This window comes from Cellulosimicrobium sp. GQ32 (assembly GCF_059758455.1).
Map to the genome: position 1 here is coordinate 21,314 of NZ_JCAXEP010000008.1, position 22,590 is coordinate 43,903.

Genomic DNA, 22,590 nt, shown 5'->3' on the forward strand with positions numbered 1-22,590 from the left:
CCGTGTGGCGGACGTCGCGCGTCGGGACGGCCCCTCGGACCGGTCGCGTCCCCCCGCTCGTCTAGGCTGGCGGCATGGCTGATCTGCGCGTCGCGCTGGCACAGGTCGACACGTGCGTGGGGGACCTCGACGGCAACGCCGCTCTCGTCCTCGAGCGCACCCGGGAGGCGGCGACGGCGGGCGCGCAGCTCGTCGCGTTCCCGGAGATGACCCTCACCGGCTACCCCATCGAGGACCTCGCCCTGCGCGCGTCGTTCCGCCGCGCGGCGTGGGACGCCGCCGCGGACATCGCGGCGCGCCTCGCCGCCGACGGCCTGGGCGGGATCACCGTGGTGCTCGGCACCGTCGGGACCTCGGGTGCCCCGCGCGGCGCGGGCGCGGCGGAGCGCGAGGCCTCGGGCTCGCCCGCGGACCTCCCGACGAACCGTGCGGTCGTGCTGCGCGACGGCGTCGTGCAGGCCGCGTACGACAAGCACCACCTGCCCAACTACGGCGTGTTCGACGAGTTCCGCATCTTCGCCCCGGGCGAGACCACGACGGTCGTCGAGGTCGAGGGCCGCCGGGTCGGCATCGCGATCTGCGAGGACATCTGGCAGGACGGCGGCCCGGTCGCCGAGATGGCGACGCTCGACGAGGCGGGGAACGGGCTCGACCTGCTGCTCGTGCTCAACGGCTCCCCGTACGAGGAGGGCAAGGGCCACGTCCGCACCGACCTCGCGGCGCGCCGCGCGCGCGAGGTGAGCGCGCCGGTCGCGTACGTGAACCTCGTGGGCGGGCAGGACGACCTCGTGTTCGACGGCGGCTCGTTCGTCACCGACGCCGCGGGCGCCGTCGTCGCGACCTCGCCCCAGTTCGTCGAGGACCTGCTCGTGTGGGAGCTGCCGTCCGACGGCGCACCTCGCGGGCCGCGCGCCCCCGAGCTGCACCCCGACGAGGAGGTGTACCGGGCCTGCGTCACCGGGCTGGCCGGCTACGTCCGCAAGAACGGCTTCCGCTCGGTCCTCCTCGGCGTCTCGGGCGGGATCGACTCCGCCCTCACCGCGGCGATCGCCGCCGACGCGATCGGCGGCGAGAACGTCGTCGGCGTCTCGATGCCGTCGCAGTACTCGTCCGACCACAGCAAGGACGACGCCGCGGACCTCGCCAAGCGGCTCGGCGCCGACTACCGCGTCCAGCCCATCGCGCCCATGGTCGAGGCGTTCCAGGGCGAGCTCGCGCTCGAGGGCGTCGCGGAGGAGAACCTCCAGGCGCGCGTGCGCGGGGTGATCCTCATGGCGATCTCCAACCGCGAGGGCCACCTCGTCATCGCGCCGGGCAACAAGTCCGAGCTCGCGACCGGGTACGCGACGATCTACGACGCCGGCAGCATCGGCGGTTTCGCCCCCCTCAAGGACGTCGACAAGTCGCGCGTGTGGCAGCTCGCGCGCTGGCGCAACAACCAGGCGGTGGACCGGGGCGAGATCCCGCCGATCCCCGAGTCGTCCATCACCAAGCCGCCGTCGGCAGAGCTGCGCCCGGGCCAGACCGACCAGGACTCGCTGCCTCCCTACGACCTCCTCGACGAGGTGCTCGACGCCTACATCGAGCACGCCGAGGGCCGCGCCGAGCTGCTCGCCCGCGGCTTCGACCCCGAGGTCGTCGACAAGGTCGTCACGCTCGTCGACCGCGCCGAGTGGAAGCGCCGCCAGTACCCGCCGGGCCCCAAGGTCACCGCCCTCGCGTTCGGCCGCGACCGCCGTCTGCCCATCACCAACCGCTGGCGCGAGCCGATCGACTGACGGCGCCGGCCACCCCGCACGCCGTCCGCCCCGTACCCCGCACCCAGGAAAGGCCGTCATGTCTGCTCACACCGCCCCCGAGCCCGCCACGACCGGGGGCACGGGACCGCGCCGCGTCCGCGTGCACCACCTCGCCGAGGCGAAGGCGCGCGGCGAGAAGATCACGATGCTCACGGCGTACGACGCGGTGACCGCGCGCATCTTCGACGACGCCGGGATCGACATGCTGCTGGTCGGCGACTCGATCGGCAACACGATGCACGGGCACGCGACGACCCTGCCCGTCACGGTCGACGACCTGATCCCCCCGGCCCGCGCCGTCGCGCGCGCCGCGCGCCGCGCGTTCACGGTCGTCGACCTGCCCTTCGGCTCGTACGAGGCGAGCGCGGAGCAGGCGCTCGCCACGGGCGTGCGGTTCCTCAAGGAGACCGGCGTGAACGCGGTCAAGCTCGAGGGCGGGCGCCGCATCGCCGCGCAGATCCGCGCGCTCACCGACGCCGGGATCCCGGTCGTGGGCCACCTCGGCTTCACGCCGCAGTCCGAGAACGCGCTCGGCGGGCCCCGCGTCCAGGGGCGGGGCGACGACGCGGCGGAGCGGCTCAGCGAGGACGCCCTCGCGGTGGCCGAGGCAGGCGCCGTCGCCGTCGTGCTCGAGATGGTGCCGGTCGAGGTCGCCGCGCGGATCACCGAGATCCTGCGCATCCCCACGATCGGCATCGGCGCGGGCGCCGCGTGCGACGGCCAGGTGCTCGTCTGGACGGACATGGCCGGCATGACCGACTGGTCACCCCGCTTCGCCAAGCGGTACGCAGAGATCGGCGCGGCGCTCGGCCAGGCGGCAGCCGACTACGCCGCGGACGTGCGCGGCGGGACCTTCCCCGACGACGCGCACAGCTTCGCGCGCTGACCTCCGGGCCCGCCACGGGGCGGCGACACGTCGGCGCTCAGCCGGCGTCCGCGCCGCCGTCGGCCACCCAGGCCGTCAGCCCCGCGGCGAGGGCGTCGGCGTAGCGCTGACGGCCCTCCTCGGACTCCATGACCGCTGCCTCGTCGGGGTTGCGCATCTCCCCCAGCTCGAGCATGACCGCCGGGCGCTCGGCGTGGTTGAGCGTCGCGAGGTCGGCGCGCCGCTGGATCGGGCCGTCGTCGGCGCCGACCGAGGACGACGGCGCGAACCCGGCCGCGGTCAACGCCGCCACGAGGTCGTGGGCGAGCGCGACGCTGGGCTCCCCCTGGGCCGCGACGACGGGCGGGTCGGAGACGATCGCGAAGAACCCGTGCGCGCTCCGGTCCTCCGTGCCGTTGGCGTGGATCGAGACGAGGACGTCCGCGTCGTTCTCCTGGGGGAAGCGGCCCCGCGCGTCGACGCACGGACCCACGCCCGCGTCGTCGGGGCGCGTGAGCACCACGACGGCGCCGAGCTCGGTGAGCCCCTCCGCGAGGCGGCTGCTGACGTCCCACGTGAACGCGTGCTCGGGGTAGCCCGCGTCCGTCGACGCGCCCACGGTGTTGCACGCCTTGGTGTCGCCCCGCCCGTCGGGGACGGGCGCGTTGACCGTGAGCGGGTTCGCCCCGTTGCCGCCGTTGTGCCCGGGGTCGACGGCGACCGTGAGGCCCGCGAGCGGGGGCGGCGGCCCGGTCTCGGTGACCGTGGGGTCCGGGGACGCGGTCGTCGCCTCCGGTGCGGGGACCGGGGCGACGGCGTCACCGGACGGGGTGACCGTCGTCGGGGTCCCGCCCGACACGGCCCGGACCTGGAGCGCGACGAGGAACGTCAGCGCGCCGACGGCGAGCCCCGCGAGGAGCAGGCCGAGGCGCCCCGACCAGACCCGGCGCGGGCCGGGCGGAGGGGCGTGGGTCACTCGCCGCGCTCGCGGCGGTCTTCCTCGTCCCAGGCGTCCGACCGCTCGCGCGCGGTCTCCAGCGCCTTCTGCGCGGCCTCACGGGTCGGGTACGGACCCATGCGGTGCGACCACGAGCCGCTCGGGCCGTGGTGCACCTCGCCCGTGCGGGTGTCGAAGTAGTACTGGTCCTCGGCCGCGGGCTCGCCGCCGTCGGTGAAGCGTGATCCGGTGCTCATGACCCGATCCTCCCCCATCTCGGCTTGCCCGGCCGTCCACGACCCCGCACGTTCGTAGACTGGCCACCATGAGCCCCACGCCGTCCCCGACCTCGCCCGACGCCGTCGCTCCCCCACCCGCCCCACGTCGCGGCCCGCTCGTGCCCGGTGTCGTCGGACCGCTGCGCGCCGTGCCGGCGTCGATCGAGCGTCCCGAGTACGTCGGGCGGCCCGGCCCGCGGCCCTTCACCGGGAGCGAGGTCAACGACACGGAGACGATCGAGCGCATCCGTGCCGCGTCCCGGATCGCGGCCCAGGCGCTCGTGGAGGTCGGGCGGCACGTCGCTCCCGGCGTGACGACCGACGAGCTCGACCGCGTCGGGCACGAGTTCCTCCTCGACCACGGCGCATACCCGTCGACCCTGGGCTACCGCGGGTTCCCCAAGTCGCTGTGCACGTCCCTCAACGAGGTCGTGTGCCACGGGATCCCCGACTCGACCGCGCTCGTCGAGGGCGACATCGTCAACGTCGACATCACCGCGTACGTCGGTGGCGTGCACGGCGATACCAATGCGACCTTCACGGTCGGCGAGGTCGACGAGGAGTCGGCGCTCCTCGTCGAGCGCACGCGCGAGGCGCTCGCCCGCGGCATCAAGGCCGTCGCCCCTGGCCGCCAGATCAACGTGGTCGGGCGCGTCATCGAGCGCTACGCCGCCCGGTTCGGGTACGGGGTCGTGCGCGAGTACACGGGGCACGGGGTCGGGCGCGCGTTCCACTCGGGCCTCGTCGTGCCGCACTACGACGCCGCACCCGACCACGCGACCGTCATCGAGCCCGGGATGGTCTTCACCATCGAGCCCATGCTCACGCTCGGCACGTCCGAGTGGCGGATGTGGGACGACGGGTGGACGGTAGTCACCGCGGACGCCTCGCGGACCGCACAGTTCGAGCACACGCTGCTGGTGACCGACGACGGAGCGGAGATCCTCACACTGCCATGAACGCTCACCAGAACTCTCACGCCGCACCTGCGGCACGGACCGACCGCCCCCGCACCGCGTTCGGCATCGACGTCGGGGGCAGCGGCATCAAGGGCGCACCCGTCGACCTCGCGACCGGCGAGTTCGCGCAGGAGCGCCACCGCATCCCGACGCCCCAGCCGTCGACACCGCAGGCCGTCGCCGAGGTGATCGCCGAGCTCGTGGGCGAGTACGACCTCCCGCCCGACGTGCCGATCGGCGTCGCGTTCCCCGCGCCGCTCCAGCACGGCGTCGTGCGGTTCATCGCCAACCTCGACCAGTCGTGGACCGGGGTCGACCTGCCCGCGCTCGTCGCGCGCGAGACCGGGCGCCACGTCGTCGCGGTCAACGACGCCGACGCCGCCGGGATCGGCGAGGTCCGGTACGGCGCCGCGCGCGAGGCGGACGGGGTCGTGCTCGTCGCGACGCTCGGCACGGGGATCGGCAGCGCGATCGTCGTCGACGGCCACCTGCTCCCGAACACCGAGCTCGGGCACCTCGAGATCGACGGGTACGACGCCGAGACGCGCGCGTCCGACGCCGCGCGGGACCGTGAGGACCTGGACTGGGCGCAGTGGGCCGAACGGCTCCAGCGCTACTTCGGTGTCGTGGAGGACCTGTTCTCGCCCGACCTCATCGTCGTGGGCGGTGGCGTCAGCAAGAAGCACGAGCACTTCCTGCCGCTGCTGCACCTGCGGGCGCCCATCGTGCCGGCCCGGCTCCGCAACGCGGCCGGCATCGTGGGCGCGGCGTCGCTCGCGGCGGACGCGCGCTGACCGGCGCGGGCGCGGCGGCTGGCCTCCCCGCCCACAGACCTCGACGAGAGGTCAGCTCGTGGTGACCTCGTGCCGCTCGGTGCCGAAGATGTCGATCACACCGAGCATCTCGAGGACGTCGGTGACGACCGTCGGCGGGTTGCGCAGCGTCACGGACAGCCCCTCCTCGGAACCGATCGTGTAGAACTGCACGAGGAACGCGATGCCCGTGGAGTCCATGAACGTCACCTTGGACGTGTCGATCACCACGGGGACGTCCCGTTCGAGCGCGTTCGCGAGCGCGGCGCTCGCCTCGCTGCGGAGGGCGACGTCGATCTCGCCCCACATGTCCACGACGCTCGCCTCGGGCTCCTCGAGCAGCCGGATGCCGCCCGTTCCCGCCTCGACGTCGCTCCGCTCCAGCTCTTGCACCAACACTGCCCCGCCCTTCGTCCTGCCCTGCCTCGCCCACCCCGACGAGTACGCGCCACCTGCCTGACGCTGTCGATCGGTCGGTGCCTGCTGTCGTACGTCATCGGGCGACGAGAAGGCTCCGGCGTGATCGGACGTCGCCAGCGTACCCCACGGATGCCGCTGGCTGGTAGGCCTCTGGCCAAGACTTTACCCAGGGAGGTTTCGACATCGTTCCCCCGAGCGATCGTTGAGGATTCATTCAACAGTTGGACGGGTGTCCAGACGGCGACGGCCGCCACGGACCCGGTGCGGGGTCGGCGTGGCGGCCGTCGTGACGGGGGGCGTGAGGCGTCAGCCGGTGTTCTGCAAGCCGGCGGCGACACCGTTCACGGTGAGCAGCAGGAGGTGCTGGAGCTCGTCCTTGACCGGGCCTTCCGCGCCGGAGCGCAGACCGCGCAGGGCGCGGACCTGGAGCAGCGAGAGCGCGTCGACGTACGGGCTGCGGAGCTGGACCGCGCGGCCGAGGACCCGGCGGCCGGCGAGCGGCCACGCGTTCTCCGTCACCGCGAGGACCTGCTCGCGCGTGAGGCGCAGCTCGTCGAGGATCGCCTGAGCGAGGTCGGTGCGGTCGCCGAGCGCGAGGTAGCGCTCCGCGATGCGCTCGTCCGTCTTGGCGAGCGACATCTCGACGTTGTCGAGGAGCGTCGCGAAGAGCGGCCACTCGCGGTGCGCCTCGCGCAGCAGCTCGAGGTCGCCGAACTCCTTCAGCGCCGTCCCGAGCCCGTACCAGCCCGCGAGGTTGATGCGGGCCTGCGACCACGAGAACACCCACGGGATGGCCCGCAGGTCGTCGAGCGAGGAGACGGACAGGCCGCGGCGGGCCGGTCGGGAACCGATCGGCAGGAGGCCGACCTCCTCGAGCGGCGTCACCTCGGAGAACCACTGCGGGAAGCCGTCCGCGCGCACGAGCTCGTGGAACCGGCGGCGCGACGACTCGTCGAGCGCGGCCGCCAGGTCGCGGTACCGCTCGGTCGCCTCGGCGTTGCGCTTCTCGGTCGACGGCGCCGACGCGAGCAGGGTCGCCGCGGCGACCTGCTCGATGTGGCGTGACGCGATGGTCGGGTCGCCGTAGCGCGCGAGGATGACCTCGCCCTGCTCGGTGAGCTTGAACCGGCCGTCCACCGAGCCCGGGGGCTGGGCGAGCACGGCGCGGTTCGCCGGGCCGCCGCCGCGGCCGAGGGCTCCGCCGCGGCCGTGGAACAGCGTGAGCGTGATGTCGTGGCGCTCGGCCCACTGCGCGATGCGGCTCTGCGCGTCGTGGAGCGCGAGGGTCGCGGACACGGGACCGACGTCCTTGGACGAGTCCGAGTAGCCGAGCATGACCTCGACGCGACGCCCGTTCTCGGCGAGCCGGCGCTGCACCTGGGGCAGCGTGAGCATCGACTCGAGGATGTCGACGCTCGCGCGAAGGTCGGCGAACGTCTCGAACAGCGGGATCGCGTCGACGACCGGCGCCTCGTCGGACCCCTCGAACGCGAGCTCCGCGAGCTCGTACACGGCCGCGAGGTGCTCCGGCTTCTGCGTGAACGACACGATGTAGCGGCGCGCGGCGCGGATGCCGTAGCGCTGCTGGACCGCGCCCAGCGCGCGGAACGTGTCGAGCACCTCGCGGGTGCGGTCGGAGAGGTCGCCGTGCAGGCCCTTCTCCGCGATCTCGGCGAGCGCGCCCTCGTGGACCTGCGAGTGCTGGCGCACCTCGAGCTCGGCGAGGTGGAAGCCGAAGGTCTCCACCTGCCAGACGAGCTGCTGCAGGTCTCCGTACGCGGCGCGCGGCGCGCCCGCGGCGACGAGCGACTCCTGGACGACGCGCAGGTCGGACTCGAGCTGCTCGGCGGACGGGTACGCGAGGTCCGCGTTACGGGCTCGCGTCGCGGCGATGCGGTCCGCGACGACGAGCAGCACCGCGCGGTGCGGCTCGCGCGGGGACGCCTCCGACGCGGCGACGGTCACGGCCTCCGAGAGTCGGCGCTGGCGCTCCCACAGGGCGCGCAGCCCGTCCGACGGCGGCGTGCCGTCCTGGTCGAGCGTGAGCTTGCGACCCACGAGGCGCGTCTGCTGCTCGAGCGCGGCGAGCGCGTGGTCCGCCGCGATCGCGGCGGCCTGGCGCGTGACCTCGGCCGTGACGTTCGGGTTGCCGTCGCGGTCGCCGCCGATCCACGTGCCGAGGCTGACGAACGGCCGCACGAGCGGCTCCTCGCGCCCCGCCTCGTCCCCGAGCAGCCAGTCGTCGAGGCGCCGGTAGACGGTGGGGAACGTGTCGAACATCGTCGCGTCGAACACGCCGAGCGCCGTCTTGACCTCGTCGAGGACGGACGGCTTGTGCTCGCGGATCGGGGCGGTGCGCCACATCGTGTCGATCTCGGCGAGCAGGCGGCGCTCGTTCTCCGCGAGCGACGTACCACCGAGGCGCTGCGCGTCCCGCTCGTCGAGCAGGGTCGCGATGCGGCGCACCGCGCCCGACACGGCGCGACGGCGGGCCTCGGTCGGGTGCGCCGTGAGCACCGGGCGGAACTCGAGGCCGCGGAGACGACGCAGCGCCTCCTCGCGGCCCACCTCGCCGACGAGCTGCTCGAACGCCTCCGGGAGGGAGTCGTCGGGCGTCGTCGCGCGGGTCGCGAACTCGGCCTCGCGCTCGCGCAGGACGCGCACGCGGTGGTACTCCTCCGCGAGGTTCGCGAGGTGGAAGTAGCACGTGAAGGCCCGGGCGACCTGCTCGGCGCGGGCCATGGAGAGCCCCTCGACGAGGGTCTCCGCCTCGGCCAGCACGGCGCCGGACGGGTCGTCGTACGCGCGGATGGACAGCTCGCGCAGGCGCTCGACGTCGTCGAGCAGGTCCTGGCCGCCCGTCTCGCGGAGCACGGTGCCGAGCAGACCGCCGAGCAGCCGGACGTCGTCGCGCAGCGGGGCGGGCACGTCGTGGCGGGCGAGGCCGCGCCCCGCGTGCCCGGTGTCGTCGGAGACGTCGGCGGCGGCCCGGTCAGGGCCGTCGGCAGCACCCGGCGACGGGGACAGTTCCGAAGGGGAGAGGTCGTTCACGGTGACGAGAGTATTCCTTGACCGTCAGGGGACGTGCAGGCGTCCGAGGGGTGATCGTCGGTCGAGCACCGGTCGACAGGGGGTCGCGGCCCGCGACCCCACCGGACCGGTCGCCGTCAGCGGCGCGCGCCGACGCGGACGGCGTCGAAGGGCGCGTTCGACGCCACACGGTCCTCGATCGAGGCGGTGACGACGTCCTTGGCGACGCGCGCGGCGTCGAGCACCGACGCGCCCTTGGCGAGCTCCGCGGTGATCGCGGCGGCGAACGTGCAGCCAGCCCCGCTCACGCGCTCCTCGCCGATCTTGGGCGTGCGCAGCACGTGCACCTCGTCGCCGTCGACCAGCACGTCGACCGCGTCCGGGCCGGGCAGCTCGACGCCGCCCTTCGCGACGACGGCACGCGGGCCGAGCGCCTGGACCTTGCGCGCGGCGTCGACGAGCTCCTCGACGGTCTCGATCGACTCGACGCCCGCGAGCGTGCGGGTCTCGAAGAGGTTGGGCGTCACGACGGTCGCGAGCGGGAGGACCTGCGCGCGCAGCGCGGTGTCCGTGTCGAGCGCCGCGCCCGGCTCCTGGCCCTTGCAGATGAGCACCGGGTCGAGCACGACGTGCTCCCACGTGCGCGAGCGCAGCGACTCCGCGACGACGTCGATCGTCGCGGGCGTGCCGAGCATGCCGATCTTCACGACCGACGGCTCGTGCGTGACCGTCGCCGCCTCGAACTGGTCGGCGATCACCTGCGGGTCGACGGGGACGAACCGGTGGCCCCAGTCGTTCTTCGGGTCGAACGAGACGATGCACGTGAGCGTGCCGACGCCGTACGCGCCCAGCTCCTGGAACGTCTTGAGGTCGGCCTGGATGCCTGCGCCGCCGGTCGCCTCGGAGCCGGCGATGACGTAGGCGAGCGGAGGCGTGTGCGCGTCGTGGTGGGACATGGTGCTCCTCGGCACGAGTAGGACTGAGTGCCGTCCTCCCGGTCGTGCCGAGAGAGGCGGGCGGACGAGCCGGCGGACCGGCGTCTCCGCGGCGGGTGCGGCACGACAGCCTAACGCCGCACCGCGCCTCTCGCGCCGTCCCGCCGCCCCGCGTCCGTCGCGGCCCGGCGCCGCCGCAACGGACTGACCGTCCCAGACATTTTCGTGTACGTTATTCCTATGAGCGAGGAGCAGCGCACCATCCACGGAGAGCCGGTCCCCGACGAGCAGATCCAGGCCTGGGCGGACGAGGCCGAGGCCGGATACGACCTGCCCGCTCTCCGCAAGCGCCGCCGTGGCCGCCCCGCGGCCGGCGACGGCCCGGGCAAGCCCGTCACGGTCCGCCTCGACGAGCAGACCCTGACCGCGCTCCGGGAGCGCGCCGAGCAAGAGGGTCTGGCGAACGAGTCGGAGGCGATCCGCGCCGCCGTCCGCGCCTGGGCCCACGTCGCGTGAAGCTCCACGAGTCCGCACGGAAGCACTACACGCGGGACCGCCTCACCGACGACGTCGTCCTCTACGCCGTCGAGCACGCACTCCTGCGCGAACCCCTCGACGACGAGGACGACCCACGCCGCTGGCTCCTGCTCGGCGTCGATCCTGCGGGGCGGGTTCTCGAGCTCGCCGTCCTCGCCTTCGACTCCGGGGACGAGCTGACGATCCACGCGATGAAGGCCCGCCCGCAGTACCTCGACTGGCTGTAGCACGACCCGCCGAAGAAGACCCCAGCCGTCTTGCGGTCCTCGTGCAGACCGAGGACAGCCCTCCTGCGACGCCGCGGGTCGGGCGGTGCGATGCGGACGAGTCGGTCTGTACGCCGGGTTCTGTTCCCGCGCGAGGTCACCCTCGCGCGGGCGACGGTCATCCATCTAGGCCCTGCGTCGCCGCAGGGCTCGAGCGGTCTACCCGACTGTGCTTCTCCGTGGAGAATCGGGCGGGCAGCCCTCAGACACAGTCTGTCTGACCTTGCTCCAGGTGGGGTTTACCGAGCCGGACCGGTCACCCGGTCCGCTGGTGGTCTCTTACACCACCGTTTCACCCTTACCGCACCGGGCGGGGCCGGAGCCCTTCCCGACGCGGCGGTCTGTTCTCTGTGGCACTGTCCCGCGGGTCACCCCGGGTGGGCGTTACCCACCACCTTGCCCTTCGGAGCCCGGACGTTCCTCGGCGAGGGACCGAGGCCCCTCGACGCGACCGCCCGACCGACTCGTCCGCACCGGCAAGATTACCGCTCCCGGGCGGCTCGTCGAACCAGCGACCGGTCCACCGGGAGGGTGCTGCCCGTAGGATGGCCGACCCCCCTCGAAGCCGGCTCCCGGAGGTCTGTCGTGCCCGCCCCCGCCGTACCGTCCGCCCCCGACGCACCGACCGCGGCACCTGCCGGGGACGCCTCGGGCGAGCTCGCCCGGGAGCAGGCGTTCCTGGCCGAGGCCCGCACGCAGCTCGCCCGCATGCGCGAGCACGCCGGGTCGCTCGACGCCCTGGCGGGCGACCGGGTCAGCGCCGAGTATCTCGAGGCGGCGCTCGCCCGCCGGCTCGCCCAGCTCGCCGACGACCCCGAGGTCCCGCTCTTCTTCGGACGCATCGACCTGGGCGGCACGGACGACGAGCCCGCCGAGGTCTTCCACATCGGTCGCCGCCACGTCTCCGACCCCGAGGGCGACCCGCTCGTCGTCGACTGGCGCGCCCCGGTGAGCACGCCCTTCTACCGCGCCACCCGCACCGAGCCGATGGGGGTCGCCGTCCGCCGCCGCTACGGCTTCCAGCGCGGCGCCCTCACCGGCTTCGAGGACGAGACGCTCACCGCCCCGGGACCCGGAGCGGAGCCCTCCGCGATCCTCGAGGCCGAGATCGAGCGGCCCCGCACCGGGCCGATGCGCGACATCGTCGCCACCATCCAGCCCGAGCAGGACGTCATCGTGCGCAGCGGGATCGACCGGACCGTCGTCGTGCAGGGCGCGCCCGGCACCGGCAAGACCGCCGTCGGGCTGCACCGCGCCGCGTACCTGCTGTACTCCCACCGGGAGCGGGTGAGCCGCGCCGGGATGACCGTCGGGGGGCCCAACGCGAGCTTCCTGCGGTACATCCGCGACGTGCTGCCCGCCCTCGGCGAGGTCGACGCGACCCAGACCACCGTCGAGCAGATCGTCACGGCGCACGGCCGTCTGCGCGGCACGGAGCCCGCGGACGTCGCCCGGCTCAAGGGCGACGGGCGCATGGCCGAGGTGCTCCGCCGCGCCGTGTGGTCCCAGGTCGTCGACCCGACCGAGGCCCTGGTGCTCCCGCGCGGTGCGCGCCGCTGGCGCGTCGCGGCGCACGAGGCACGCGAGTGCCTGGCGCAGGTGGTCGGCCGGGAGCCGCGCTTCGACGCCGGCCGCGACCACCTGCGGCACGCGCTCGCGCACCGGATCCTCGTGCAGATCGAGGAGTCCGGCGAGGCGCTCGACGAGCGGGCCTGGGACGCGCTCGCGCGCACGCGCCCGATCCGGGACTACGCCGCCGCGGTGTGGCCGAAGGTCACGCCCACGGCGCTGCTGCACCGGCTCCTCGTCGACCCCGCGTTCCTCGCCGCGAGCGCCGACGGTGTCCTCACCGCGGCCGAGCAGGAGCTGCTGCGTCCGGAGCGCCCCGCCCGGGCGCACGGCACGGCCCGCTGGACGCTGGCCGACCTCGTCCTGCTGGACGAGGTCGCGGACCTGCTGGCCCGCGGCGCGTCGGTGGCGCACGTCGTGGTGGACGAGGCGCAGGACCTGTCGCCGATGATGCTGCGCGCACTCGGGCGCCGGGCGCGCACCGGCTCGCTGACCGTGCTGGGCGACCTGGCGCAGGCGACGACGCCGTGGGGGGTCTCCTCGTGGAGCGACGCGCTCACGCACCTCGGCAAGCCCGACGGCCACGTGGAGCAGCTCACCGCCGGCTTCCGCGTCCCCGGCGACGTCATCGAGTACGCGGCCCGCCTGCTCCCCTCGATCGCGCCGGACCTCGCTCCCCCGGTCGCCGTCCGGCGCGCCCGGGGCGAGCTGGTCCTCACCACGGAGCCGCTCGTGGACCTGGTCCGCACGGCCCTCGCCCGGGAGGGGTCGGTCGGGCTCATCGTGCCCGACGCCGGCACGGACGCCGCGCGCGCGGCGCTCGCCGCGGCGGGCCTCGCCTTCGCGGTCGTCGGCGAGGCGTCGGACGACGCGGGCACGATCGAGTTCGACGCGCGCCTCGACCTCGTGCCCGCGTCGCTCGCGAAGGGGCTGGAGTTCGACCACGTCGTGCTGGACGACCCGGAGGGCGTCGTCCAGGGCGAGCCCGACCGGGTCACGGGCCTGCGGCGGCTGTACGTCTGCCTGACCCGCGCGGTGACGTCGCTCGCCGTCCGCCACCGGGACGACCTGCCCGCCGAGCTGCCCCGGCAGTGACGGGCGCCGCGGCGCGCGGACGGGCGCGCTGGGACCGTCGTGTCGGATCTCGTCGGTAGGGTGCCCGGGTGGCCACAGCGACTGCGACCGACCCCGCGCTCGACGTGCTCCGGCGGGTCTTCGGGTACGACGCGTTCCGGGGCGAGCAGGCGGCCGTCATCGACACCGTCGTCGGCGGCGGCGACGCCCTGGTGCTCATGCCGACCGGCGGGGGCAAGTCGCTCTGCTACCAGATCCCCGCCCTGGTCCGCCCGGGGACCGGCGTCGTGGTGTCACCGCTCATCGCCCTCATGCAGGACCAGGTGGACGCCCTCGCGGCGCTCGGCGTCCGCGCGGCGTTCCTCAACTCCACGTTGTCCGCGGAGGACCGCCGTGCCGTGGAGCGCGCGCTCGTGGCGGGTGAGCTCGACCTGCTCTACGTGGCACCGGAAGGTCTCCGGAGCCGCGCCACCCTCGACCTGCTCGACCGGACGCCGATCGCGCTCTTCGCGATCGACGAGGCCCACTGCGTGTCCCAGTGGGGCCACGACTTCCGGCCGGACTACCTCGAGCTGTCGGTGCTGCACCAGCGCTGGCCGTCCGTCCCGCGCATCGCGCTGACGGCGACGGCGACGGCCGCGACGCGGGCCGAGATCGCCCAGCGCCTCGACCTGACGGGCGCACGGCACTTCGTCTCCAGCTTCGACCGGCCCAACATCACCTACCGGATCGTGCCCAAGGACCGGCCGGAGAAGCAGCTGCTCGACCTGCTGCGCACCGAGCACGCCGGGGACGCGGGGATCGTCTACTGCCTCTCGCGCGCGTCGGTGGAGAAGACCGCCGCCACGCTCGTCGAGAACGGGATCCAGGCGCTGCCCTACCACGCCGGGCTCCCCGCGTCGGTGCGCGCCGCGAACCAGTCCCGGTTCCTGCGCGAGGACGGCCTGGTCATGGTCGCGACGATCGCCTTCGGCATGGGCATCGACAAGCCCGACGTCCGGTTCGTCGCGCACCTCGACCTGCCGAAGTCCGTCGAGGGGTACTACCAGGAGACGGGGCGCGCCGGGCGTGACGGGCTCCCGTCCACCGCCTGGCTGGCGTACGGCCTCGCCGACGTCGTGCAGCAGCGCAAGCTCATCGAGACGTCCGACGGCGACGCCGCGCACCGCCGCAACCTGGGCCAGCACCTGAACGCGATGCTCGCCCTCTGCGAGACCGTCGAGTGCCGCCGCGCCCAGCTCCTCGCCTACTTCGGCCAGGAGCACCCGGGGGGCTGCGGGTCGTGCGACACGTGCCAGGCCCCGCCCGAGGCCTGGGACGCGACGGTCGCGGCGCAGAAGGTGCTCTCGACGGTGTTCCGTCTGGACCGCGAGCGCGGGCAGAGCTTCGGCGTCGGGCAGGTCGTCGACATCCTCCTCGGCCGGGAGACGGAGAAGGTCCGACGGTTCCGGCACCAGGAGCTGTCGGTGTTCGGGGTCGGGAAGGACCTGTCCGAGCACGAGTGGCGGGCCGTGGTGCGCCAGCTCCTCGCCCAGGGGCTGCTCACGGTCGAGGGCGCGCACGGGACGCTCGTGCTCACGGCGGGGAGCGGGGAGGTCCTGGCCCGGCGACGCGAGGTCCGGATGCGGCACGAGCCGGCTCGTCCGGTGCGCGCGGCGCAGGCACGGAAGGCGTCCGCCGCCGCTGAGCTGGCCGAGGCCGACGTCCCGCTCTTCGAGGCGCTGCGCGCCTGGCGCGCGGGCGAGGCGAAGGGCCAGGGCGTCCCCGCGTACATCGTGTTCGGGGATGCGACGCTCCGCGGGATCGCGACCGCCCGGCCCGGCTCGCTCGAGCGGCTCGCGCTGGTGAGCGGCGTCGGCGAGAACAAGCTCGCCCGGTACGGCGACGCGGTGCTGGCCGTCGTCGCCGAGGCAGGCTGAGCGGCCGCACACCGGTCTCGGACCGCCCCCCGCCGCCCGAGGCAGCGCACGAGCGGGTCAGACGTCGACGCGGTACGACAGCGCGAGCTCGTCGCCGCTGACCCCGCGGATGCCCCAGTTCTCGCGCGGGCTCTCGAGGACCACGAGCTCCACGTCGTCCACGGTCAGGCCGAGGGCGGGCACGACGTCGTCGTACAGCGCCGCGACCAGCGCGCGCTTGGCCTCGCGCGTGCGGCCCGTGAAGCACACCACCTCGACGACGAGGTAAGCGTCCGAGCGCGGGGCGACCAGGTCGTCGTCGTCCAGGAGCAGGAAGCGGTGGAACCGCTTGTCCGGCGGGAGCTGCCACGTGCGCACGAGCGCGTCGTGCAGCGCGTCGGACACCTCGGTCCGCCGCTCGCCCCACACGCTGCGCCGTCCGTAGATCTTCACCTGGGCCATCGGGCGAGCGTAGCCGTGACGCACCCCACGCCGTCGGCCCCGGTCACCCGCCGCGACGACGCGGCGGGCACTCGTAGAGTGGCCGCGTGCTCGTGCTGCTCCCCCCGTCCGAGGGCAAGACCCCCGCGCCCGACGGCGCCCCGCCCGTCGACCTCGCCGCGCTCAGCTCTCCCAGCCTCACCGCGCACCGCGGGCAGGTCCTCGACGTGCTCGCCGCCGTGAGCGCGCGCCCGGACGCGCACGACGTGCTCGGCACGACGCCGGGACTCTCCGAGGAGGTACGCCGCAACACGTCCCTGCGAACGGCCCCGGCAGGGTCCGCGGCCGACGTCTACACCGGCGTGCTCTACGGCGCCGCCGACCTCGCGGGCGCGCTCGCGTCCGGCGGCGAGGCCGCACGTCGTGCCCGCGAGGACGTCCGCGTCGTGTCGGCGCTCTGGGGCGCTCTCTCCCCCGCAGACCGGGTCCCCGCGTACCGGCTCTCGATGGCGGTCGATCTGCCCGGCGTCGGGAAGCTCGCCACCGCGTGGCGACCGCACCTCGCACCCGTGCTCGACGAGCGGGCGGCGGGCGACGTCGTCGTCGACTGCCGGTCCGCGACGTACGTGGGCGCGTGGAAGCCGCGGACGTCCGGCCCGCTGGCGGCCGAGTGGGTCGCGGTGCGGGTCGTGCGCGAGCACGCCGGGAAGCGCACGGTCGTCTCGCACAACGCCAAGCACACCCGCGGCGTGCTCGCCGGGCACCTGCTGCGCCGGGCCGCGGCGTCGCCGTCCTCCGCCGACGGGCTGCTCGACGCCGCGGGCGAGCTCGTCGGCACGGTGATCGGCACCGAGGTCGGCTCGGGACTGAGCTACCGCTTGCTGGAGACGACGCTCCTCGACGCCACGGCCCGCACCGGCCCGCGCACGCTCGAGCTCGTCATCGCCTGAGCGACCGCCCGGCCCCACCCCCGTTCCCCGCTGCGACAGCACGGGACCCGGTCCACAGTGGAACCATGGTCTACAGCGAGGATCTTGCCGAGCGGATCCGCGCCGCCCTGGGGCCACGCGCACCGTTCGACGAGCGGAAGATGTTCGGCGGGATCGCGTTCCTCGTCAACACCCACATGGCGCTCGGCGTCACCCGGGACGACCTCATGGTGCGGGTCGGCAAGGACGGCACGAGCGCGGCGCTCGAACGCGGCGGGGCCGTCATGGAGATGGGCGGTCGCCCGATGACGGGGATGATCCTCGTCGACGGCGCGCAGGTCGCCGACCCGGACGAGCTCGACGCGTGGGTCGCGACGGCCGTCGAGCACGCCCTCGCGGAACCCGCCAAGGCGAAGAAACCCCGGAAAGGGTGAACGCGCCGCGGCGGCGCCGGACGCCGGCAGCGAGAGAGAAACCGCTGCCCCGGGTAGAGCGCGCGGAGCTCTGCCTCGCCACCGGCGGCACTACCTCGTGGTGGACGGAACTCAGAGGTCGCTCGGGACGCCCTGGGCCGTGAGCTCGCTCGTGCCGTCGGCCCACAGGCGCAGGATGCTCACCGACGCCGGGGGTACGCGCACGCGCGACCACTGCGAGGGCGGCGTGCCGATCGCCGTGCCGATCGCGGCGCGCACCTGCACCGCGTGGCCCACGACGACCGCCGTCCGGCCTGCCGGTCCTGCGCCCGGCAGGAGGGTGTCGACGAGGTCCTGGAGCCCGTGCCAGACGCGCGCCCCGACGTCGGCGTACGACTCGCCGCCCGGGGCCGCGGTCGTGCCGGTCGTGTGCCAGGCGTGCAGGCGGCCCGGCCACGCGGCGTCGACCTCCGCGGCGGTGAGCCCCTCCCACTCCCCGAAGTCGACCTCGGCGAACCGCTCGTCCGTCGTGACGTGGACGCCGAGCCGGCGACCGACCGCCCGCGCGGTCTCCTGCGCGCGCACCATGGGCGAGGCGACGATCGCGGTCGGCCGGGGAAGGTCGGGCCACGCCTGGCGCCCCACCCGGAACACGAGGTCGGCGGCCTGCGCCGCCTGCGTGCGGCCGCGCGCCGTGAGCGACGGGCCCGGCACCGACGACCCGCTGAACGCACCCGCGACGGTGAGCGGCGTCTGGCCGTGCCGCACGAGCACGACCGTCAGGGCGGGCGCGTCGTCGAACCGGACCGCGGCACCGGACGGGCGGGCAGGGGTGTCGAACGCGGCCGACTCACCCGGGACATCGGCGGGCGCGGCGGCAGCGGCGGGGTCGGGCTCGTCGTCGCCGACACCCGGCGCGGCGGCGAGCGGGTAGTCGCGCACGACCGTCCCCGCCGTGTCCATCGCCTCGTTCGCGAGGGCGTCCGCAGCGGAGTTCTGCGCGCGCGGCACCCACTCGTACGCGACCTGCTCCGCGGGCAGCACCGACGCGGCCTCGGCGGCGAGGCGGCGCATGTCGTCGTGCTTGATCTGCCAGCGACCCGACATCTGCTCGACGACGAGCCGCGAGTCCATCCGCACGGTCACCCGCGCGTCCGGGTCGATCTCGGCCGCGGCGCGCAGCCCGGCGACGAGGCCCGAGTACTCGGCGACGTTGTTCGTCGTCGTCCCGAGGTACGCAGCGCGCTCGGCGAGGACCTGACCGGTCTCACCGTCGCGCACGAGCGCTCCGAAGCCCGCGGGACCCGGGTTCCCCCGGGACCCGCCGTCGGCCTCGACGACGAGGTGGCGCCGACCGACCGCGCTCACGCGCCGGCGCCCTCCGGCCGCACGACGATGTGGCCGTAGTCCTCGAGCCGCACCACCTGGTCGGGCGCGGCCGACGTGATCGCCGCGAGCTCGGCCGGGCTCAGCGAGACGTTGAGCCCGTCCACGTGCTGGCCGCGCAGCGCGACGACACCCCGGCCGCCGTTCTGGTCGCGCACGCGCTCGTACAGGGCGAGGAGCCCGGCGTCGAGACCCGCGACCGCCTCGGTGCGCTTGCCCGCGACCTGGGCCGCCTCGGCGTCGAGCTCGGCGTATCGCGCGTCCCGAGCCGTCACGACCTCGGCCTTCGCGGCCTCCAGCTCGGCGTTCGCCGACTCGAGCTTCGCGAGCGCCTCCTCGTGCGCCTCCAGGCGCTCCATGACGTCGAGCTCGACCTCCTCGAGCACGCCCTGGCGCCGCGCGAGGGACTCGAGCTCCGCGACGAGCGCCTGCGCGTCCTTGGCCCCGACCTGCCCCGAGTCCAGCCGCGACTGGTCGCGCGCGGCGCGCGTGCGCACCTGCTCGACGTCGGTCTCCGCCTTGGTGAGCTCGCGCTTGAGGTCGCTCACCGCGGTGCGGGACTCGACGAGCTTGCCGCGCAGGTCCGCGATCTGGGCGTCGAGCTCGGCGATGCGTGCGTGCTCGGGCAGGTTCTTGCGCTGGTGCGCGAGCTGCTGCGCCCGCGTGTCGAGCTCCTGGACGTCGAGCAGGCGGAGCTGGTCGGCGGGCGGTGCAGTGGCCACAGGTGGTTCCTTTCGTGGGCCCCGTGCGGGGCCGGCGTGCAGGGTCGGGACGTCAGGTGGACGGGGCGTCGGGGTCGGGCCGGTCGGAGCGCGGGTCCGCGGGCGCCGACGCGATCCGCGCGGTCCACGGGTCGGTGACGAGCGTGCTCACGCGCGTCTCGACGACCGTCCCCGGCTGCGCGTGCTCGAGGGCGCGCGCGAGGTCCTCGGCAGCGTAGCGGAGCCACGGCCACTCGGAGGCGTAGTGCGGCACGTCGACGAGGAAGGGCGTGCCCGCCTCGCCGTCGCCCTCGAGCCGGGCGCGCTCGCGCAGCTCGGAGACCGGGTGGTGGCGCAGGTCGGACGTGAGGTAGACGTCGGCGCCGCTCGCGCGGACGGCGTCGAACAGCGAGTCGCCCGAGCCGCCGACGACCGCGACGGACTCCACGGTCGCGTCGAGGTCGCCCGCGACGCGCACGCCCTGCACCGTGGGCGGGAGCACCTCGGCGACGCGCTGTGCGAAGCCGCGCAGCGTCGTCGGCTCCGCGAGGCGCCCCACGCGGCCCGTCCCGGTCGTCGCCGCCTCGTGCGGGGACGGCGCCGGGTGCGCGACGAGCGGCACGCGGTGCAGCAGGTCGAGGGCGTCCGCGAGCGCGTCGGCGACGCCGCGCGCCGCCGCGTCGGCGTTGGTGTGCGCGACGTACAGGCCGCACCCGCCCCGGATGAGCCGGTGCACCAGCGAGCCCTTGAACGTCGTCGCCGCGACCGAGTGCACGGGCCGCAGGAACAGCGGGTGGTGCGTGACCAGGAGGTCCGCGCCCCAGGCGAGCGCCTCGTCCGCGACGTCCTCCACCGGGTCGACGGCGAACAGCACCTTGCGCACGGCCGCGCCCGGGTCCCCGGCCACGAGCCCGACGGCGTCCCAGGCCTCGGCCGTCGACGGCGGGTACAGCTCGTCCAGCGTCCGCACGACACGGCCGAGCGTCGTGTGCGTGGTGTCATCGGCCGTGGGGGCGGCGGACGAGGGGCCGGCGCTCGTCGTCTCGGTGCTCGGGTCGGGCGCGACGGTCATGGCGGCAGGCTATCCCGCGCGGGCCGCCCGGGTGCCGTCCCGCATGGTTTGATGGATTGCGTAAACCATCATCCCGTCGCCCGGAGAACCTGTGCCCCGCACATCCCGCCCCGACCAGCCTCACGACGGCGTCCACGGCACCGACGAGGCCGCGCCCCTCTACCGCATCAAGGCCGAGCTCTTCCGGTGCCTCGCGCACCCCACCCGCATCCAGGTGCTCGAGGTCCTCGCGGCCGACGCCGACCACACGGCGCCCGTGTCCGACCTGCTGGACGTCACCGGGTGCGAGCCCTCCCAGCTCTCCCAGCACCTCGCCGTGCTGCGCCGGGCCGGGGTCGTCACCTCGACCCGCAGCGGCAACGCGGTCGAGTACCGCCTCGCCGAGCCCCTCGTCGCCGAGCTCCTCGTCGTCGCCCGCGCGTTCCTCCTCTCGAGCCTCGCGGGCGCGTCCGACCAGCTCGAGGCCGCGCGTCGGCTCCCCGCCCTGCCGGGCGCGTCGGCGCGCGCCGTGCTCGACGCCACCACGTCGACCGACATCACGTCGACCGCCTCCGCATGAGCCGCCTCGCCGCCGTCCGCGACCTGCTCCCCCGACGCTCCGACTACGACCTGCGCCCCCGGACCCTGCGCGCCGACCTTCTCGCGGGCGTCACCGTGGGCGTCGTCGCCCTCCCGCTCGCGCTCGCGTTCGGCGTCAGCTCCGGCGTCGGGGCGGCGGCCGGGCTCGTCACCGCGGTGATCGCGGGGATCGTCGCCGCCGTGCTCGGCGGGTCGAACCACCAGGTCTCCGGACCGACCGGGGCCATGGCCGTCGTGCTCGCGCCGATCGTCGTCACCCACGGGCTGGGCTCCGTCGCGCTCGTGACCGTCCTCGCCGGGCTCGTCGTCCTCGTCGCGGGGCTCGCCCGGCTAGGGCGCGTCGTCACGTACATCCCCTGGCCGGTCGTCGAGGGCTTCACGCTCGGGATCGCCTGCATCATCTTCCTCCAGCAGGTCCCGGCCGCGGTCGGGGTCGAGGCGGCCCCCGGTCACAACACGTTCGTGAGCGCCGTCGAGGCCGTGCGCACCGCCGTGACCGACGTCCCGCCCGCCCCCGCCCTGTGGACGCTCGGGTGCGTCGCGCTCGTCGCCGCGACGATGCTGCTGCTCCCCCGCCTCCACGCGGCGATCCCCGCGTCGCTCGTCGCGGTCGTGCTGGCCACCGTCCTCGTCGAGGCGCTCGGCGCCCCCGTCCCCCGCATCGGCGCCCTGCCCTCGTCCCTGCCCGCCCCCGTCCTGCCGACGTTCACCCCCGGCGCGCTGCGCGACCTCGGCGGCGCCGCCCTCGCGATCGCCGCGCTCGCGGCCATCGAGTCGCTGCTGTCCGCCCGCGTCGCCGCCTCCATGGTGCAGACCGGGTCGCCCGGGGGCTCCGTCTACCAGCCCGACCGCGAGCTCGTCGGGCAGGGTCTCGCGTCCATGGCCAGCGGCCTCTTCGGCGGCATGCCCGCAACGGGTGCCATCGCCCGCACCGCCGTCAACGTGCGCTCCGGCGCCCGCACGCGGCTCGCCGCCGTCGTGCACGCCGTCGTGATCCTCGCCGTCATCTACCTCGCCACCGGTCCGGTCTCCCGGATCCCGCTCGCCGCGCTCGCCGGCGTCCTCATGGTGACGAGCTTCCGGATGATCGGCGCACGGACGATCCGCTCGGTGGTCGGCGCCGGGCGGTCCAGCGCGGCGACCTTCGTCGTCACCGCCGTCGTCACCGTCGCGTTCGACCTCGTGCAGGCCATCGAGATCGGCATCCTCGTCGCCGCGTTCTTCGCGCTGCGGACCGTCGCGCGCGCCTCCGCCGTGCACCGCGACCCGCTCCCGGGCCCGGCCCAGCCGGGCGACGAGCACGTCGCGCTGTTCCGTCTCGAGGGCTCCATGTTCTTCGGCGCCGCGGACCGCGTGCTCACCGAGGTGACCGACGCCTCGTCGCACGACGACGTCGCGGTCGTGGTCCTGCGGCTCTCCCAGCTCCGCATGGTCGACGCGACCGGGGCCAGGGCGCTCGGCGAGCTCGTCGAAGGGCTCGAGGCGCGGGGTGTGACCGTGCTCGTCAAGGGCGTCCAGGAACGGCACCGGTCGCTCCTCACGAACGTCGGGGCGCTCGCGGAGCTCCGCCACGAGAACCACCTCTTCGACACGCTCGACGACGCGATCGAGCATGCGCGCTCGCACGTGCGTCGCGCCGCGCGGGGCACCGACGTCCCCCAGGTGCGGGGGCTGCGCCCGTCGACCTGAC

General features: G+C 74.7%; 21 protein-coding genes and 1 other RNA gene. 12 read left to right on the forward strand and 10 right to left on the reverse strand.

Annotated elements, in window-relative coordinates; translation table 11 throughout:
* The first annotated feature begins 74 nt into the window (after positions 1-74).
* Together AC6CH9_RS13840 and panB are read left to right on the forward strand one after the other, a co-directional pair.
* Positions 75-1,778 (forward strand): NAD+ synthase, encoded by a 1,704-nt coding sequence (locus AC6CH9_RS13840; RefSeq protein ID WP_498155403.1) that lies wholly within the window; start codon positions 75-77, stop codon positions 1,776-1,778.
* Between the two features lie 58 nt (positions 1,779-1,836).
* The gene (gene panB / locus AC6CH9_RS13845) at positions 1,837-2,685 is read left to right on the forward strand and encodes a 3-methyl-2-oxobutanoate hydroxymethyltransferase (protein ID WP_047233947.1); all 849 of its coding nucleotides are present in this window, start codon (positions 1,837-1,839) and stop codon (positions 2,683-2,685) included.
* A gap of 37 nt (positions 2,686-2,722) precedes the next feature.
* Here the strand turns inward: panB and AC6CH9_RS13850 are convergent, their stop codons facing one another.
* Both AC6CH9_RS13850 and AC6CH9_RS13855 read right to left on the reverse strand, forming a co-directional pair.
* Positions 2,723-3,640 (reverse strand): N-acetylmuramoyl-L-alanine amidase, encoded by a 918-nt coding sequence (locus AC6CH9_RS13850; RefSeq protein WP_498155404.1) that lies wholly within the window; start codon positions 3,638-3,640, stop codon positions 2,723-2,725.
* On the reverse strand, positions 3,637-3,858 hold the full coding sequence (locus AC6CH9_RS13855) for an SPOR domain-containing protein (RefSeq protein WP_498155405.1): 222 nt from the start codon (positions 3,856-3,858) through the stop codon (positions 3,637-3,639). Before AC6CH9_RS13855 ends, AC6CH9_RS13850 begins: the two co-directional genes overlap by 4 nt.
* 68 nt (positions 3,859-3,926) lie before the next feature.
* On the opposite strand from AC6CH9_RS13855, the gene map reads away from it, so the two are divergent.
* Together map and ppgK are read left to right on the forward strand one after the other, a co-directional pair.
* Positions 3,927-4,838, forward strand: a complete 912-nt coding sequence (gene map, locus AC6CH9_RS13860; protein ID WP_498155406.1) for a type I methionyl aminopeptidase — start codon at positions 3,927-3,929, stop codon at positions 4,836-4,838.
* On the forward strand, positions 4,835-5,632 hold the full coding sequence (ppgK, locus tag AC6CH9_RS13865) for a polyphosphate--glucose phosphotransferase (protein ID WP_498155407.1): 798 nt from the start codon (positions 4,835-4,837) through the stop codon (positions 5,630-5,632). The genes map and ppgK overlap by 4 nt, the downstream gene beginning before the upstream one ends.
* A 51-nt stretch (positions 5,633-5,683) precedes the next feature.
* Here ppgK and AC6CH9_RS13870 read toward each other — a convergent pair whose 3' ends face one another.
* From AC6CH9_RS13870 to thiD, 3 genes are all read right to left on the reverse strand, one after another.
* Positions 5,684-6,043: an STAS domain-containing protein gene (locus AC6CH9_RS13870; protein ID WP_255365104.1), complete on the reverse strand. Its 360-nt coding sequence runs from the start codon at positions 6,041-6,043 to the stop codon at positions 5,684-5,686.
* 333 nt (positions 6,044-6,376) lie between these two features.
* Entirely contained in the window at positions 6,377-8,998 is a 2,622-nt protein-coding gene (locus AC6CH9_RS13875) for a phosphoenolpyruvate carboxylase (protein WP_498155558.1), read from the reverse strand.
* A 239-nt stretch (positions 8,999-9,237) separates the two neighbouring features.
* A complete protein-coding gene (gene thiD / locus AC6CH9_RS13880; RefSeq protein ID WP_498155408.1) occupies positions 9,238-10,056 on the reverse strand; it encodes a bifunctional hydroxymethylpyrimidine kinase/phosphomethylpyrimidine kinase in 819 nt (272 codons plus the stop codon).
* Positions 10,057-10,275: 219 nt separating this feature from the next.
* Here thiD and AC6CH9_RS13885 point away from each other — a divergent pair, with 219 nt between their 5' ends.
* Both AC6CH9_RS13885 and AC6CH9_RS13890 read left to right on the forward strand, forming a co-directional pair.
* Positions 10,276-10,551, forward strand: a complete 276-nt coding sequence (locus AC6CH9_RS13885) for a ribbon-helix-helix domain-containing protein (protein ID WP_074809647.1) — start codon at positions 10,276-10,278, stop codon at positions 10,549-10,551.
* Positions 10,548-10,799, forward strand: coding sequence for a toxin (locus AC6CH9_RS13890; RefSeq protein WP_498155409.1), 252 nt, complete (start codon positions 10,548-10,550; stop codon positions 10,797-10,799). Before AC6CH9_RS13885 ends, AC6CH9_RS13890 begins: the two co-directional genes overlap by 4 nt.
* A 93-nt stretch (positions 10,800-10,892) precedes the next feature.
* Here the strand turns inward: AC6CH9_RS13890 and rnpB are convergent.
* An RNA gene (gene rnpB, locus AC6CH9_RS13895) (RNase P RNA component class A) lies at positions 10,893-11,305 on the reverse strand.
* Positions 11,306-11,423: 118 nt separating this feature from the next.
* Here rnpB and AC6CH9_RS13900 point away from each other — a divergent pair.
* Positions 11,424-13,502, forward strand: coding sequence for a HelD family protein (locus AC6CH9_RS13900; protein ID WP_498155410.1), 2,079 nt, complete (start codon positions 11,424-11,426; stop codon positions 13,500-13,502).
* Between the two features lie 68 nt (positions 13,503-13,570).
* The gene (gene recQ, locus AC6CH9_RS13905; RefSeq protein ID WP_498155411.1) at positions 13,571-15,400 is read left to right on the forward strand and encodes a DNA helicase RecQ; all 1,830 of its coding nucleotides are present in this window, start codon (positions 13,571-13,573) and stop codon (positions 15,398-15,400) included.
* A gap of 57 nt (positions 15,401-15,457) precedes the next feature.
* Here recQ and AC6CH9_RS13910 read toward each other — a convergent pair whose 3' ends face one another.
* On the reverse strand, positions 15,458-15,841 hold the full coding sequence (locus AC6CH9_RS13910) for a tautomerase family protein (protein ID WP_498155412.1): 384 nt from the start codon (positions 15,839-15,841) through the stop codon (positions 15,458-15,460).
* Positions 15,842-15,927: 86 nt separating this feature from the next.
* On the opposite strand from AC6CH9_RS13910, the gene AC6CH9_RS13915 reads away from it, so the two are divergent.
* Together AC6CH9_RS13915 and AC6CH9_RS13920 are read left to right on the forward strand one after the other, a co-directional pair.
* The gene (locus tag AC6CH9_RS13915; protein ID WP_498155413.1) at positions 15,928-16,770 is read left to right on the forward strand and encodes a YaaA family protein; all 843 of its coding nucleotides are present in this window, start codon (positions 15,928-15,930) and stop codon (positions 16,768-16,770) included.
* A gap of 65 nt (positions 16,771-16,835) precedes the next feature.
* Entirely contained in the window at positions 16,836-17,183 is a 348-nt protein-coding gene (locus tag AC6CH9_RS13920) for a TfoX/Sxy family protein (RefSeq protein WP_498155414.1), read from the forward strand.
* A 111-nt stretch (positions 17,184-17,294) separates the two neighbouring features.
* Here AC6CH9_RS13920 and AC6CH9_RS13925 read toward each other — a convergent pair whose 3' ends face one another.
* Genes AC6CH9_RS13925 through AC6CH9_RS13935 form a run of 3 tightly spaced genes read right to left on the reverse strand, consistent with a single transcriptional unit; the run spans position 17,295 to position 20,321 of the window.
* Positions 17,295-18,530, reverse strand: a complete 1,236-nt coding sequence (locus tag AC6CH9_RS13925; protein ID WP_498155415.1) for a bifunctional RNase H/acid phosphatase — start codon at positions 18,528-18,530, stop codon at positions 17,295-17,297.
* Entirely contained in the window at positions 18,527-19,270 is a 744-nt protein-coding gene (locus tag AC6CH9_RS13930) for a zinc ribbon domain-containing protein (RefSeq protein ID WP_498155416.1), read from the reverse strand. Before AC6CH9_RS13930 ends, AC6CH9_RS13925 begins: the two co-directional genes overlap by 4 nt.
* A gap of 52 nt (positions 19,271-19,322) precedes the next feature.
* On the reverse strand, positions 19,323-20,321 hold the full coding sequence (locus tag AC6CH9_RS13935; RefSeq protein ID WP_498155417.1) for a Nif3-like dinuclear metal center hexameric protein: 999 nt from the start codon (positions 20,319-20,321) through the stop codon (positions 19,323-19,325).
* 91 nt (positions 20,322-20,412) lie between these two features.
* Here AC6CH9_RS13935 and AC6CH9_RS13940 point away from each other — a divergent pair, with 91 nt between their 5' ends.
* Both AC6CH9_RS13940 and AC6CH9_RS13945 read left to right on the forward strand, forming a co-directional pair.
* Positions 20,413-20,880 carry an ArsR/SmtB family transcription factor gene (locus AC6CH9_RS13940; protein WP_498155418.1) on the forward strand — a complete coding sequence of 156 codons (468 nt, stop codon included), beginning with the start codon at positions 20,413-20,415 and terminating at the stop codon, positions 20,878-20,880.
* Positions 20,877-22,589: a SulP family inorganic anion transporter gene (locus AC6CH9_RS13945; RefSeq protein WP_498155419.1), complete on the forward strand. Its 1,713-nt coding sequence runs from the start codon at positions 20,877-20,879 to the stop codon at positions 22,587-22,589. Before AC6CH9_RS13940 ends, AC6CH9_RS13945 begins: the two co-directional genes overlap by 4 nt.
* Position 22,590: the final 1 nt, after the last annotated feature.

Excerpts from the sequence above, each read along its gene's own strand:
- panB (WP_047233947.1), top strand. The coding sequence starts at position 1,837 with ATGTCTGCTCACACCGCCCCCGAGCCCGCCACGACCGGGGGCACGGGA.
- AC6CH9_RS13855 (WP_498155405.1), bottom strand. The coding sequence starts at position 3,858 with ATGAGCACCGGATCACGCTTCACCGACGGCGGCGAGCCCGCGGCCGAG.
- map (WP_498155406.1), top strand. The coding sequence starts at position 3,927 with ATGAGCCCCACGCCGTCCCCGACCTCGCCCGACGCCGTCGCTCCCCCA.
- AC6CH9_RS13945 (WP_498155419.1), top strand. The coding sequence starts at position 20,877 with ATGAGCCGCCTCGCCGCCGTCCGCGACCTGCTCCCCCGACGCTCCGAC.
- AC6CH9_RS13920 (WP_498155414.1), top strand. The coding sequence starts at position 16,836 with ATGGTCTACAGCGAGGATCTTGCCGAGCGGATCCGCGCCGCCCTGGGG.
- AC6CH9_RS13885 (WP_074809647.1), top strand. The coding sequence starts at position 10,276 with ATGAGCGAGGAGCAGCGCACCATCCACGGAGAGCCGGTCCCCGACGAG.
- AC6CH9_RS13910 (WP_498155412.1), bottom strand. The coding sequence starts at position 15,841 with ATGGCCCAGGTGAAGATCTACGGACGGCGCAGCGTGTGGGGCGAGCGG.
- ppgK (WP_498155407.1), top strand. The coding sequence starts at position 4,835 with ATGAACGCTCACCAGAACTCTCACGCCGCACCTGCGGCACGGACCGAC.
- AC6CH9_RS13840 (WP_498155403.1), top strand. The coding sequence starts at position 75 with ATGGCTGATCTGCGCGTCGCGCTGGCACAGGTCGACACGTGCGTGGGG.
- AC6CH9_RS13935 (WP_498155417.1), bottom strand. The coding sequence starts at position 20,321 with ATGACCGTCGCGCCCGACCCGAGCACCGAGACGACGAGCGCCGGCCCC.
- thiD (WP_498155408.1), bottom strand. The coding sequence starts at position 10,056 with ATGTCCCACCACGACGCGCACACGCCTCCGCTCGCCTACGTCATCGCC.